Source organism: Gramella sp. AN32 (assembly GCF_023718305.1).
GTDB classification, from domain to species: Bacteria; Bacteroidota; Bacteroidia; order Flavobacteriales; family Flavobacteriaceae; genus Christiangramia; species Christiangramia antarctica.
Genome location: NZ_QEYO01000001.1, coordinates 453,362 through 470,370 on the forward strand (window position 1 = coordinate 453,362; position 17,009 = coordinate 470,370).

General features: G+C 39.9%; 2 protein-coding genes. Both read left to right on the top strand.

Features of this window, described 5'->3' with window-relative positions; all coding sequences use genetic code 11:
- Positions 1-258 precede the first annotated feature (258 nt).
- A complete protein-coding gene (locus DHD80_RS02190) occupies positions 259-10,383 on the top strand; it encodes a T9SS type A sorting domain-containing protein (protein ID WP_251739252.1) in 10,125 nt (3,374 codons plus the stop codon).
- A 154-nt stretch (positions 10,384-10,537) separates the two neighbouring features.
- A complete protein-coding gene (locus tag DHD80_RS02195; RefSeq protein WP_251739254.1) occupies positions 10,538-16,861 on the top strand; it encodes a LamG-like jellyroll fold domain-containing protein in 6,324 nt (2,107 codons plus the stop codon).
- Positions 16,862-17,009 lie beyond the last annotated feature (148 nt).

The window sequence follows — 17,009 nt, forward strand, 5'->3', positions numbered from 1 at the left end:
TTTTTTATTTTGTTGGCTTAAAATTCAGTCAATTACTTCCGTTGATCCAAAAAATTATCACTCTTACCGAGTATTAACGCATTTAGGCGAAAATATATCTCAAATACTATTTTTTGCCATAAATTTATCAACTAAATCGCTTTCTCCCAACTATTTAAGCGCTTAGTTATTTACAGTAGTCCCCACTACTGAACCGAGCCCCACTATTTACGACCCTACATTATATTGTGTTTTGTGAAAATTTAAACCTGGGTTACTATGGGGAAAAAATTACTTTCTTTATTAGTTTATATATTTATCTCTTTCCTTAGTCTTAATTCTTCTAAGGTTAATGCTCAATGCACAGATAATCCAAGCAGTATTACTATCAGCGCAAGCATTCAGGATTCCTCTACTGTTTGTTCAGATGCATCTATTACTGTAAATTCTACTATTACAGCAACAGGAGGAGCTAATCCTAGCTACCAATGGCAGGAAAAGATAGGTTCGGGCGGATGGACAGATATCACTAATGCCAATTCAAAAGATCTTATTAATTACACTGCGATTCAAAATAATTCCAAGTTTAGATTGAATATAACTTATTGTCAGGGTCAGAATGAGGAACAAACTTATAATGGATCTTCTTCAGCTACCCTTACCGTAAACCAGGTGAAAACAGGTTCAGTAACTATAAGTACTGCTAATACGAATATATGCCCTGGCACCACGGTGAATTTTACTGCTTCTCCTAGCAACCAGGGAACGAGCCCAACTTATAGCTGGAGGGTAAATGGAACCCAACAGGGAACTGCTGCATCATTCTCTTATAATAATTTCAGCAATAACGACCAGGTACAATTATTCATGACTTCATCTACTCCCTGTGTGGATGATTTTGAAAGCAATATTCTTCCCATAACCCTAAAATCAGCTATTCCGGATACTCCTGCAGCGATTAGCGGAGATATAGTTTTATGTCCCAATACAAACAATCATACCTATGCGATCGCGGCTGTAGATAGGGCCACATCCTATCAATGGACACTCCCTTCAGGATGGACGGGAAGCTCCACTTCAAATTCCATATCAATTTCTGTTGGTGCTGTTGGAAACGGGAAAATTTTAAAAGTAAAGGCGATCAATGACTGTGGCGCAAGTAGTGACCAAACTTTAAGTATCAACGTAGGGCCTGGAAAGCCTGCTACCCCTTCAGCCATATCCAACCCCGGTTTAATTTGTCCGGGAGAGGCATTAAGTTTTAGTGTTACGAATGATCCTTCAGTCACCTATACATGGAACGTCCCAGCCGGTTGGAACATAATTTCTGGCCAGGATACGAATACAGTTAATGTTACAGCGGGCAATTATAATCAGAATGGCAATATTACGGTAATTGCAAGTAATGATTGTTTAGATAGTGATGTAAGGTCTCTTGCTGTTACTGTTAATGAACCGGCACCCAATGATCCGGGTCCAATCTCAGGTGAAATTATTGCGTGTCCCAATACCACAGTTTCCTATACGGTTGACGCTGTACAATATGCAGATAGTTATGTTTGGTATGTGGATAATATAGTACAGAATGGTCAAAACGGGGCCACTCTAAGTTTTAATTCCGGGGCAACTGGCACCAGAAATCTTAAGGTTATTGCCGTAAATGAATGCATAGATCCCGCTAGCTATACTTCAATTAGCGGAAGTACAAGATCCATAAGCATTGATGATGGAAAACCTGATGTAATTACTATTACCAGTAACGGAGGGAATGAATTTTGTCCCGGTGATCCTGCAGTTTTTTCAATTCCTACCGATGCCAAAGCTGATTCTTATAACTGGACCGTCCCTACGGGATGGACCATCACCTCAGGTCAGGCTTCTAACACTCTTAATGTTAAGGCGGGAAATTATAATCAAAATGGAAATATTACTGCAACGGCCAAAAGTGATCTTTGTGGTGAGGTGAATGCAACATTTGCGGTTTCTGTTAAAAAACCAGCGCCTGTAATTAATTCAGAAACGATCTCGGGAGAAATAGATGTTTGTGCAAGTTCAGGCGGGCTTACCTATTCAATTCCTATGATTAATAATGCTTCAAATTATGTATGGTCAGTACCCACAGGATGGAATATTACGGCAGGAAATGGAACTACCTCTATTAAAGTTAGTGCAGGAACTACAGATGGGAATATATCAGTTTATGCCGAAAATAGTTGTGGACCAAGTAGCGCTATTAGTTTAAGTGTTACTACTGAAGATGCACCTCCTGTTACTTTAGGTGCCATCTCGTCTACAAAATTGGACACCAATAAGAATGTATGTCCACCAGTAACAAATATACCTTTTACAGTTGCCCCCATTTCCAATGCAGATTCTTATAACTGGATTTTACCCGATGCTGGATGGTCCATAGCTTCCGGTCAGGGGACAAATTCCATCATGGTAAGTATTTCTTCTGCGGCGGTTTCCGGTACGAAAACTGTGTATGTTGAAGCCGTTAATAATTGTGGAACCAGCAACAGGGTAGCTTATGGGAATATTGAAATTCAAAATCATATTGTCACTTCAGCCGGTGAAGATATTACTGTTTGTAAGCTTCAGTCATTCCCGAATATAACATTAACAGGTTCTGCGGAATTTGGAAGTTCGAAATTTGATCCAACATTTACCACTAGCGGATCGGGTACGTTTCCTAACCAGCCGACTGGCGTACGTGGAAATTTTAATTACACTTACAAACCTTCGCAGGCAGACTATAATTTAGGACAAGTAACCATTACTGTGAAGGTGCCTAAACCTACCACAGGGAACACCAGTGGAATTTGTGGAACTGGTACAGGTGAAGATTCTATGATCCTTACCTTTAAACCAGATCCAACAATCACCATTACTGCACCTGCTGAAATTTGTGCCGGACAAACTGCTAATGTTGTTTTTACAGGTACACCCAATACAACGGTAACTTATAAAATAGGGACGGGAAGCAATCAAACCATTCAAATTGGAGATTCTGGTTCTGCCACCTATACCACCGCGGCATTAAACACAAATACTACCTATAATCTTGTAAGTTCTCAATATACTGCAGGAACAGGGTGTTCTAAAACTTTTACAGGATCAGCTACTATTAAGGTAAATGCCGTACCAAATGTAAGCATGTCTTATGGAAATGTTTGTACCTCTGCTACCACCCTGGCTCCAACATTTACTGCGGGAAGCGGGGCATGGCAAAATGGAACTTATACAGCAACAGGAGCATTATCTACAATTATTAATGCTTCTACAGGTGTTTTCAATCCTTCAACTGTAACTCCCGGGACTTATAAAGTGACTTATTCTACCCCCGTAGCAGGTGGATGTGAGAAAGTAGAAATTACGGCTGATGTATCTATTTATGAAAAAATAGTCGTGACCAGTGAACCGGTTGCTGTTCAAAATTGCGAGGGCAGCGATGTACAGTTTCAGGTTGGTGCGACTGGCGACGGATTAACCTATCAATGGTATAAAAATTCTGTTGCAGCTGGAAATGAAATTTCCGGGGGCACTAATGCCGTTTTAAACTTATCTGGTATTACTTCGGCCAATGCGGGCAATTATTTGGTTGAAATCAAAGGTATTTTACCATGTACTTCGGTAGTGTCCAATTCAGCAGCATTGATTGTAGATGAAAATGTCATTATTTCAGAACAACCACAAGATCTTAGTGTGTGTGAAAACGGAACGGCCCAAATCACTTTTACCGCAACTTCAGGTGGGACGGCTTTAAATTCCGGTTATACCTATCAATGGTTTAAAGGCATTCCTGGTGCAGGAAATGCGGTTTCCGGGGCGATCTCCTCAACACTTACTTTTAACAATGCGAGTATTGAAGATTCCGGTGATTATTATGTGGAGATAAGCGGTGGCAGCGGAAATCTTTGTTCCGTAAAAACATCAGATGCAGCTACACTAAATGTAAGGGAAACGCCCAGCGTGGAAGTAACCGGAACTTCTTCAATTTGCGATAAAGAAGAGGCGGAATTAACCTTTACAGGTACTCCCAATACTGTAGTTACTTATATACTTAATGGAAATAACACCAATCCTTTAACGGTTGCTATAGATGCATCGGGAAGTGTCGTTTTAAATACCGGCAAGCTGGCAGCTACTTCCAATGCCAACACCAATTATGTTTATTCGGTCCAATCTATTGCCTATAGCGATGATCCTAATTGTAGCAATACTATTTCTTCGGAAGCAACTATTAGCGTTTCTCCAGATCCTGAAGCAATTATAGCATTTACCGATAATCAGGTTGAATTTTGTACCGCAGATACCAATACGCATACTCCCGGCCTGAGTGGAATTGGAGCGTATGAGAATGGGATTTTTAGTGCTACGGGTTTAGATATCAATCCGCAAACTGGAGCATTTGTTCCCGCTAATAATGCTCCAAATGATTATATAATTAAATATGAGATTCCTGCCAGCGGGGGCTGCGAAGCTAAAGAGGTCACTTTAGATATTGTAGTTTACGAAAAAGTTTCAATCACCAGCCAGCCTGCCAATATAGGAATTTGTTCTACTGAAAATGCTGAATTTTCGATTACTGCGACCGGAGATGATTTAGCTTACCAATGGTTTAAAGATGGAGTCCTAATACCTGGAGCAAAAGCTGCCACCCTTTTATTGAATGTGGCTACTTCAAAAGATGCCGGCGAATATTATGTACAGGTTACCGGGACAAATGCCTGTACTCCAGATGGGGAGTCTGTTGTAACTTCAGATCCTGCCACCCTAAACGTTGATGAAGATATTATAATTATTGAACCTGCAACAGATGTAAAGGTGTGTGCAGATGGAAGTACCGATGTCACTTTTAAATTTGTTGCCCATGCCAATGGTGCACCACTTAACTTCACCTGGGTATATGCTAATGGAACTCCCGTTACAATTTCCGGCGATTACAGCACCGAACTAATCGAGAGAAATGATTATGAAGGCCTGAATTTCACTGTATATGAAGGTACATTAACTATTACAACTGTTGAAGAAGCCGATGAAGCCGAATATGCGGTACTTATTGACGGTTCCGATAATGGATTTACCTGTCCCATCGCAACATCAAATTCGTTTAAACTTGACGTTGATCCTGTACCAACCCCGCCAATTGTTGCCGATGTAATGTATTGTATTGGCGAAAATGTTGTTGCCCTTACTGCTGAAGGCACCAATCTTCTTTGGTATGACAGCCTAGATGATGAAACCCCGTCCCAAACCGCTCCAACACCAACCTCAGATGTTGTGGGTACCACTACCTATTATGTTTCTCAAACTCCGGTTTATTGTGAGAGTGAACTGGCTGAAATAAAAGTTATTATTAACGCCCTTCCCGTTGCACCAACGATCACTAATGCTGAAATAATTTATTGTTTGGGCGCAACTGCGGAACAACTTTCCGTTACTCCGGATACCGACCATACCTTAAACTGGTACACTTCTGAAACTTCAATTGAAAAACTGGAAACCGCTCCTACCCCACCTACAGCTGCTTCCGGAGATCTGGATTACTGGGTTAGCCAAACGAATTTAAGCGAATGTGAAGGACCAAGATCCAGCATTACTGTAAAAATTAAAGAATTACCCGTGATCAGCATTTCTGATGATGCTACTATTTGCGAAGGCAGTAGCATTGATCTCACTGCATCTGATTCTAATACCGGAAATACGACTACTTTTTCATGGAACTGGGAGGGAAACACTGGAAATCCTTTATCTGGCAGCAGCGTTACAGTGAGTCCAACTACAACTACTACCTATAATTTAACTGCAACCAATGAATTTGGATGTATTAACATAGATTCCGTAACCATCACCGTAGATCCACCTACAATTGCAGGAACAATCACTGCACCCACCAGCGTTTGTATTAGCAATGCATCAGGACAATTAATCCTATCAGGCTATACCGGTGAAATTATCAGCTGGGAAAGTGCTCCGGGAGTGATTGCTGAAGGGGAGACGGCAACCTGGACAACGTTATCTGGTACCATTAATACCCAGGCTTTTTCAGGATTAACTCAAACCACCACCTTTAGAACGCAAGTACAAAGTGGAGTTTGCGAAGCAAAATATACCTACGCGAGTATCACTATCGATCCTCTTCCGGTAGGCGGAGAATTAAATTTTGTTGATGGTGGGACCAATATTGGAAGACTATTCATGATTTGTGAATCTGCAATTTCAGGCTATGCAGTTCCCCTTGAATTAAGCGGAGAGGCTGGTACCGTTGTGGCATGGAGATATCGCGGGGATTCCGATCCTACCTGGTCTATAGTTAAAAATTCCGATGGTTCAAATTTTATTGGCACCTCTTTAATTGCATCCCAGATTGAAAGTGTGGTGAATAATGAAACTACAGTTTTCAGGGTTGAAATGACCAGTGGAGCCTGTTCACCAAATAAATTTTCCCAAACCGCAATTATAAGTGTAATCCCTTCTGATATTCAACCCGCCCCTGTTTCAGTTGATCCACGTACCTTATGTCTTGGGGATACCATAACATTAAACTCCAGTACAGGATATGGCGCAGAATACGGGAAATTCGAAGGCGGGGCTTTCGATAATTCTTCAATCACCAATAAAGGCTGGAGAATAACCGATAAAAATGGTAATTCAAATTATAACTTCAGTTCTGATGCAGATAATATTCGTCCAGATAAATGGTTGAGAACTAATCCGCACAACTTCATCACCGCAAATATCAACACAAATGCAACCTCGCTTCAAAGATGGGATACTTCTTTAGAGTCGGAGGGGAATAAAGGATTTGCTATTGTATCAGGAAACAATACTTCCACCTTGGAAACAGCGGTTTTTTCTTTAACGGGAATAGATGAGGCGATCTTAACCTTTGATCAGGCGTTCAACTTAACCGCAGGTGCTAAAATACAGGTTGAAATATCCACGAATGGGGGTTCATCTTATTCCACCGAGCCCATTTTATATTCCATAACCGGACCTGCAAGTAGTGGAAATTATGACCATTTTGGAGATGGTACACCTGGAGTTAACCAAATGACGATTGACTTAGGTAATTATATGGGTAGAAGTAACCTGAGAATCAGGTTTAATTATACCGGGGCGCGTGATGGTGATGTGTGGACCCTGGATAATATTAAAGTCCCGGAAGGACCTCAGGATGTTCAACTTATCTGGTATTATGATGAAAGTCTTGAGAATCCCGATAATGAATTATTGCAGATTGGAGAAGTAAATCAGGAGACGGTACAGTTTATTCCTGAAAAAATTGGATGGAATCATTTTGAAGTAAGGACTGCCTTAGTTTTCGATACGAATGGCGATCCATGTGAAACTGCGGAGAATTCAGAAACGGTTAAGGTATATGTTTATGATACCTACGAATCTACTGCTACTGCAGAAGTTGGTGAATGTGGCAATTTAAATGTCAATTTATCTGCCTCCATAACTGCAGGAACACAGGAAGGTGAAATTACCGAATTTCCCGAAGGCGATGGTTCTACTGTGGCCTGGGAGGTTATAAGCGCACCGGCCGGTTATACTTTTTCTCAAAATCATTTTCTTAATAATGATCCAGAACTATCGGGAATTAATGATCCAAACGCCATTTTTCAACCTACAATGGGTGGATCTTATACTCTACGCTGGAAAATTACTCCTAAGATCACCCCTGTAGAAGGTGAAATGGACCTACCAGCGAACCCATGTATTCTTAATCATATAGATGCAATATTTGAAGTTATTGATTGTACAACTTTAGATTTTGATGGTATAGATGATTATGTGGATCTCGGAAATAACTTTACCGGTAATTATTTTATAGAAACCTGGATTAGACCGGAAGCTTCAACCGGAAGTATTATATCAGGGCCCGGATTTGATATTCAAATGGAGAACCTTCCCGGAATTACCACAAATGGCAGATGGTACCATATTGCTGTTAATAATAGCGGAAAATTGTACGTAGATGGAAACAGCGCAGGCTCTATAACAATTAATGGAAACGGAACAAATAAAACAATAATTGGCGCCAGGTGGAATTCTACCAGTAAGACTACCGAGCATCATTTCTCCGGTTGGATCGATGAAATGAGGATCTGGAACAAAGAATTGACTGAAAAGCAAATTCGGTTTATGATGAATCAGCGTCTCCAACTATCCTCCAAAGGAGCAGGAAATACCGTTGAAGGAGAGGTTGTCCCTAACCTTTCTGTTGCAGGTAGTTATTATACCGAGGGGAATTTTAATCTTGACCAGGATGGAGTTCGGTTCTATGACCTTACCTGGAACGACCTCGCAGGGTATTACAGGCTTATTTCGAATAATCCGGATCCTGCTGGTTTAATTAGCTTCCCTGCTGAGCAGGAACCTCAGGCCGGCTATACTCCAGATTTATCTTTAAATGGAATTAATGGTAGGTTATATAATATTACCACAGATCAGGAAAACACATCACCCACCCCTTATTTATCAGGACAGGATGGTGCGTGGGCTACCGATGGCACCTGGGCCCGACCAACAGTTTGGGATCCCCCAAATAGCGATGGTATCAAATGGAATATTGCCAGGATAAACCATAATATCACCTCTGAAGGGAAGGACATAACCATGCTAGGTATACTTTCTGAAACGATTGATAAAGTTCTAACCATCAATGCCGATCATCCAATCAGAATTTCACACTATCTGCTCTTAGATGGTAATATGGATCTTGAAGGTGAATCTCAATTATTACAGGATCATGGTAGTATTTTAGCCAATAGCAGTAAGGGTTGGTTGGAAAGGGAACAACAGGGAAGACAAAGCAGTTATAATTATAATTATTGGAGTAGTCCTGTAAGTGACCAGGGAACTGATAACAACTCAGGTTATACTTTAGAGAATGTAATGTGGGATCCTGCAGCTGGCGCTAAGGTAAATTTTGTTGATGGCTACTATTCCGCAGATGGTGGATTAACTTCACCCATCACTATTAGTAGAGAATGGATTTGGGATTTCAGGGCAGGCAAGGCTGATCTTTATGCTGACTGGAACTTCTTAGGCTCCCAAACTAAAGAAATTGTTGCAGCAGGATATTCTATGAAAGGTACTACCGGATTGGTAGGATTAAGTCAACTACAAAATTATGCTTTCCGCGGCAAACCTAATAATGGTGATATTCCTACGACCTCGTTAAGCATTGCCCCAGATCAAAATTATTTGGTGGGCAACCCATTCCCTTCAGCAATGGATGCAAATGAATTTATTCGGGATAATTTATTAAACGTCGCCGGGGGTAGAAACACCAAAAATGTGTTTAATGGAGTGATTTATTTCTGGGATCATTATGCCAATCAAACCCATATCCTTGAAGAATATATAGGCGGTTATGCAGCTTATACCCTGGCTGGAGGGGTTGAAGCCATAAGTAATGATGAAAGAATTACCGCTGAAAGTGGTGGTGGTGGCAAAGAACCCATGCAATATATACCCGTTGCACAGGGATTCTTTTTAAACAGCGTTACAGATCCGGCAGCAGCAACAGCTGGTATAAATATACAGGGAGGTAATATAGTATTTAACAATACCCAACGAATTTATGCAACAGAATCAAACGATCCTTCAATTTTCCTTTCCCATGAAACACCTTCAAAAGGAAAAGCTCAGGCTACCGCTCAAAAAGACGAAAGGGCAAAAATTAGAATTAATTTCTATTCTCCTTCGGGATATAACAGGCAGTTACTGGTAACAAGAGATGAGAGTACAACTAATGGATTTGATCTTGGATATGACGCGCCATTAATTGAGGATAACATGGAAGATATGTACTGGCTGGTCAACGATCAACCTTATGTAATCCAGGCTGTACCAGATTTTGAAGACGAACGGGTTCTTCCATTAGCTATAAAAACTAAAGAAGGTGGTGAATTCAAAATAGAAATTGAAAAATTAGAGAACTGGCCTGAAGGTAAACCTGTTTATTTAAGGGACAAACTCAAGGATTCCATTCATGCTATTTTCACAGAAAAATATACTGCCCAAACAGATGCTGGGGAAATCAAAAATAGATTTGAAATTGTTTTCTTTAAAGAAGCAGTCGTAGATGAAGAACCCCCAATTGTGGAAGAACCTGTTGAGGAACCCATTGGTGAGCTTCCTATTATTGAAGGCATTGGAGTATCGTACAGTGTTTTTGACAAAAAAGTTAAAATATCTAATTACAATAAGCTTGATGTTGAAAAGGTGATGATCTTCGATATGGGAGGAAAACTGATTCAGGAATATAATAATCTAAGAAGCGATAGTGAAATTTACTTAAGTATAAGGCCCGTTAGATCTGGAATTTATATTGTTCATACTCTTTGTGAAGAGGGGATAAATATTAAAAAGATAGTCATTAAATAAAAGTACTATATTTCTTACATTTATATAAATTAAAATCATTTCATAATATCATATATCGTTGCTTTCTAGCGATTTATTATAAAATAAAAATTACTTTTTTACATTTTATCGATTTTATGCTTACTTTTAACGATAGGAAATTTATTGTTAGCCTATGCATAAAATTACTCCCTCGGCGAAAATCAGAGGTGTCTTGCTAAGCCTCCTTTTTACGCTAAGCTTTCTAGTTGCTTCCAATAAAGAAGTAGCAGGTATCCAGATTACTCTGGAAAGCTCAACCAATATTGCATGTTTTGGCACCTCAACCGGGATAATAAATGTTTCCGTTAGTGGTGGAAATGCATCAACTTATACATTCAGCTGGACGAGCCCAGATGGATATAGCTCCAATCTTGAAGATATTTCAAATTTATTCGCCGGGACATATACCCTGGATGTTACCGACGGAAGTTCAAATTCTGGCTCAATTACCGTCACCCTTACTGAAAATCCTGAACTGCAGATCTTAAATGAAGATTTAGCAAAACCCACTTGTAAAGGGAATAAAGACGGGCAGGTAGTAAATATGGATATCACAGGTGGCAGTGGCTCGTATACCTACAATATTAGTGGTGGTGTTTGGCAAAACAAAAAGAATTTTAGCAATCTAGAGGCAGGTGATTATATATTAGGAGTAAAAGATTCTGAAGGATGTACAGCTTACAAAACAATTTCGCTTACCGAACCAGATCCGGTAACGATTACAGGATCTACCTCTACCCCGCCAACATGTTTTGGGCAGAATACGGGAACAATTACTGCCGGGAGTGCTACGGGCGGAACTTCGACGACTACGCTGCCTTACCAGTATAAAATCAATGGTAGATCCTATCAAACTTCAAAAATCTTTGAAAATCTAAGTCCAGGCTCCTATACCCTTACCGTAAAAGATAGTAATGGATGTACCGCTACTGAAAATATAAGCATAGCAAATCAGTCTGAATTAATATTTTCCGGCTCAACCGCTACACCGGTCTCTTGCTTTGGATCTTCTACCGGTATCATTACTGCGGCAAACCCAAACGGTGGTAATCCCCCTTATCAATTTAAAATTGCATCTGGTTCCTATCAGGATTCTTTAGAATTTACGGGATTACCGGCAGGAGATTATACAGTTTATGCCAAAGACGCAAACTCTTGTGAAAAGAGCGAAACAATTACCATAACCCAACCTGAACAATTAGTTATATCAGGATCAACCTTTGCTCCTGTTTCCTGTAATGGAGGAAGTGATGCTAGCATAACCGTAGGAAATGTATTGGGAGGAACTGCACCCTATGAATACAGTATCGACGGCACCAGCTGGCAAACCACCTTGGACTTCTTGAATATTTCTGCCGGAAACTACACTGTATATGTAAAGGACGCCAATATTTGTACCGCTACAGAGGATATTATCGTGAATGAACCAGCCCCACTTATTTCAACAGAACCTACTTTGGTACATCTTACCTGTTTTGGAAGTAACGAGGGTAGTATTACCGCAGGAACTCCTTCGGGAGGAAATGGCGACTACTCCTATGCCTTGGAAAATGGCAGTTTTAGCTCATCAAAAATGTTCAGCGATCTGGCAGCCGGAACCTATAATCTAAAAATAAGGGATTCTAAAAATTGTGAAATAGTTCAAACAGTTGTCATCACTGAACCCGATCTTTTAGTGATGACCGCTCCTAGCAGTATACCAACATCCTGTTATGATGGAGCCGACGGAACAATTAGCGTAGGTAGTATGACTGGCGGAAGTGGAAATTTTCAATATTCGATTGATAATGTAGATTTCACCACTTCCCCTACCTTCTTGAACGTTCCAGCCGGCAACCATACCATTTTTGTAAAAGATGCTAACGGATGTGCACTACAGCAAACTGTCACAGTTTCTGGACCTGAACTATTAAATGCCAGTATTTCTCCAAAGAATATTAGCTGTTTCGATGGCGCTGATGGCACTATCACTCTTAGTTCATTTTCAGGGGGTCACGGTAATTATGAAATTAGTCTGGATAATTTAAACTGGCAACCTTCAGCAGTTTTTGAAAATTTAAAAAGTGGTTCCCATGATGTTTTTATAAGAGATGCCAATTATCCTGATTGTTCAATACTCCTTAATACTGTTGTCTTAACCCAACCATCTTCTGCAGTAACCGCCAATGTCACTACCACCAGAACTACATCGTATGGTTCTTCCACCGGAACAGCTACAGCAAATGCCAGTGGCGGAACGCCCGGCTATACGTACGAATGGAGAATTGCAGGAAGTCCTACCGTTATACAGGTGACGAAAACCGCTACTAATTTACCTGCAGGTGATTATGAAGTCACTGTAAAGGACAGTAAAGGATGTTCCTTCCAAACAACTATTACGATAATTGACAAACTTTTTGCTGAAATTCTGCCCACATCTATTTGTGAAAGTGAGGAAGAAGATGCCATACGCACATCCTATTTTGAAGTTCTAAATACAACAGCAATTGGAGGTGTTGGACCCTATCAATATTCCTGGGATTTTGGAGATAACGCCGTTCCTCAAAATGCTACTGGAACCGGGTCTCACAAAATTAATTACACGGCTGTTGGCAATAAAGTTATTAGCCTTACAGTAACCGATGTTGAAAATGTAAGTGAAACCTTTACATTGGAGCATTTTGTAGGCCAATGCTACCGTCCCAATTGTGTATCGAATGATTTTATAGGTGAAAATTATTTTATTGGAGATGAAAATGGGAATAAAATCACCTCCTTCAATTGCAATTCCGCAGATCAAAAATATATTTATATTAATCTCGGTAGTCAATCTACCCGCTATTCCCTATATGCAGAATTAACGTATACGGTAAAAAATCTTTCCACGGGAGCTATTTCAACCTTTATTGAAAATGGATGTTTTTATGAACGACAGGACATCCCGGTTATTGCCAGGACAATTCCAATTGATATTGCCTGTGGCGATATTGTAACGCTCCAAAATATTTATTTAACTTTTAGCAATAACGCCCAGCATTTTAATTGCGGTCAGGGCCAACCACGTCCAAAATGTTATTCCTCCAGCAATCAGGAAGTTGTAGAAACCCCACTATATGCTGAAGCAATCCCAAATGAAATATTATGCCATGGGGATAACTTCGGAACTATCGATGTAAAAGCATCAGGAGGGATGAGCCCTTATACCTACAGCATTACCAGTGCAACTTCCGGGTATCAAACCGAAGATTCTTTTAGCGGATTAAGTGCCGGCCAATATAATGTTCATGTAAAAGACTATAATGGAGAAGTGATCACAATTCCAGATGTCACCATATTGCAACCTACCAATCCTCTTACTTTACAAATTTCTGCAACAAATCCTCTTTGTTATGGTGAATTTGGGGAAGCTACTGTAGTCGCGGCGGGCGGAACTCCATTCGAAACAGGTGAAGCTTACCAGTATTTGTGGAATGACGCTACTGAACAGACTACAGCTACAGCCGGTAATTTAATTGCCGGAGAATATACAGTTACGGTCATTGATGCAAACGGATGCCAGACTTTAGGAACTATAAGCCTCACTGAACCCGAACAACTAAGCATTCCTGAAGTAGGCGAACCTCAAACTTTTCAATGCGGAACCAACAGCACCACGCTAGTAGCAAATACCCCACTAACAGGAATAGGAAAATGGACCTTAGATACTCTTAATTCAGATGCCGGGGGAATGATTGAAAATAACTTAGATCCCAATTCCTCATTCTCGGCACCTCCGGGAACTTACACTCTCATTTGGACAATTGCTCACGAAGACGGTAGCTGCTCCCAAAGTAAAAGCACTTCAGTCACCTTTACTGGAGGGTGCAGCAAACTGGATTTTGATGGGGTCGATGATCATGTGATCATGGGTGACACATATGATTTGAGTTCAGGGGAATTTACTATAGAAATATGGGTAAAACCTAAATCTGTTTCAGGAATAAAAACGATCTTGAGCAAACGTGATTTTTCTAATATTACTTCAGGTGGTTACGATCTTGTCATTAATAATAGTGCGCCCACATTCAGATATAACGGATCCTCAGTTTCCACCTCGAGTAAAATTGGCACGAACCGCTGGTACCATTTAGCTGTAATTTCAAACAGTTCGGGAATTTATCTCTACGTAGATGGAATTAAAGTTGGCAGCAATACTGCCGCAAATATTGCCCCCACCTCTGCTTCATTTTTACTGGGGGGTATCTATGATACTGCAAATCCAGATGTTCCCCGTAATTATTACCACGGCTGGATGGAAGAATTAAGGATATGGAATAAAGCAGTTTCTGAAGAGCAATTACGATTTTTGATGAATCAGCGGGTGGAGCCTACAGGTTCAGGAATTGAAGGTTCTGTCCTCACCAATAAATACACCGTTCCAGGCTCTTCAAATTGGAACAATCTGCTGGGCTATTATCGCTTGTTCCCTTCAGAAATAGTGAATAGCGAAACCATAGATATTTCTTCAAATCCTGTAAACGGAATGCTAAGAAATATTGAAACCGATCAATATAACTCTGCGCCCCTGCCCTATATTTCTGAAGCAGGAGGGGATTGGACTAACAGGAGTACCTGGGATCAAAATATTGGGACTGCCACTGAAAACTGGTGGACTTACCCCAATGACAAAGGAATAAACGGAAATCCCATAAATTGGAATATTGCAAAGATTTCCCATAAGATCGACTCTAAAACGAACAATATTGACCTGCTTGCTCTTTTCTCTGAAGCAGAAGAATTAACCATGACCGGGTCTAATTCCGTAAAAACAGGACAATCACTAACTATCTCTCATTATCTTGCCCTTGATGGGATTATAGATCTTGATGGTGAATCGCAATTGGTACAGACTGAAGGAAGTATTTTGGAAGAAGCAAGTTCTGGATACTTAGAACGTGATCAACAGGGTACTGAAAATAGTTTTAATTACAATTACTGGACCTCTCCCGTGAGTGTGCAGGGTGCGGCAAATAACAGCGGATATAAAATTGCGGAAGTTTTACGTGACGGAACAAATCCAGATAACCCCCGGAATATTCTATTTGATTTTTGGTATGAGTGGGCAGATTATTCGTATTCCGGGGCAATTCATATAAGCAGTTACTGGCTTTATACCTTTAATAATGGCTCTGCTGATAATTACAGTGAATGGTATGGAATTACTGAAAATGATATTATGCCGGTGGGTTTAGGTTATAGCATGAAGGGAAGTAAAGGCTGGAAATCTATTTCAGATACACAAAATTATACCTTCCGCGGAAAACCTAACAATGGGGACATCACTTTAAATATTAATACCGGAAGTAATTTACTTGTTGGAAATCCCTATCCTTCGGCCATTAGTGTCACCAAATTTATAGATAAAAACCTCAACTCATTTAATGGAAGCATTTATTTGTGGGATCATTTTGGGGAAGAAGACACACATTATCTATCCGATTATATAGGAGGTTATGCGATCACGAATAAATCTGGAGCTGTACGTGCAATTTCGATAGATGAAAGAATCAATAATGATAATTCCAATTCTTATAAATATCCCACAGATTACATTCCTGTAGGCCAGGCTTTTTTCATAAGTACCGTAGAGGATATGTCTGCCGGAAATATGGGCGCAGGCGGAAGCATTACATTTAAAAATGACCAAAGAGCTTTTGTAACTGAAACCGATCCTACAGATAGCCAGTTTTTAAGTCATCAAACGCCGAGAAAAGGATTTAAATCTACATATACCAAAGATGATAGGCTTAAAATAAGACTGCTTTATAAAGGCCCACAGGGCTATAATCGGGAATTATTACTAACCGCAGATAAATTATCTACCAATAATTTTGATCTGGGATACGATGCCCCTTTAATTGAAGACAATATAGAAGACATGTACTGGCTTATTAATGATTATGAATATATAATCCAGGCGGTTCCTAACTTTAATAGTGACCAGGTCTTACCTATAGGGGTTAAACTGGGTGAAGCGGGAGAGTTTTCTATTGAAGTTGAAAATATGGAAAACCTGGATAATAACTTTAGTATTTTTATTCACAATAAAAAGAATCATACCTATCACAATTTAGCCAAGGCAAGCTTTATTTTTGATGCAGAAGCCGGGGCAATCAATGATCAGTTTGAAATTGTTTTTGCGGAACCCCAGGATGAAATCATTGGAGAGCCTCAAGAAGGAATTTCCCCCACTTATGGGTTTAATGTGGATTATTTGAAAGAATCTAAACTTCTGGTGCTGGAGAATCCGAATCTCTTAAAAATTAATCGTGTTGAACTTTTCAGCATTAGCGGCCAGTCTATAGGAATTTTTGAAAATACGCCACCAAAGAAAGTCATTAATTTAATTATCGAAAAAACCTTAAGTTCAGCGGTTTACATTGTAAAAGTGCAAACAGAAAAAGGATACTATTCAAAAAAGATCATTATCGACGAATAAATTGCCGGTTTCATACAATAATAAATATTTAATAGAAAGTATTTTCTTACTATATATTTTCAAAAATCGATAAAATGAGCTAAATTCCTGTTAAATAGCGCCTTATTCACATCTTTTTCAAATTACAGACCTACTATAATCGGTTTTT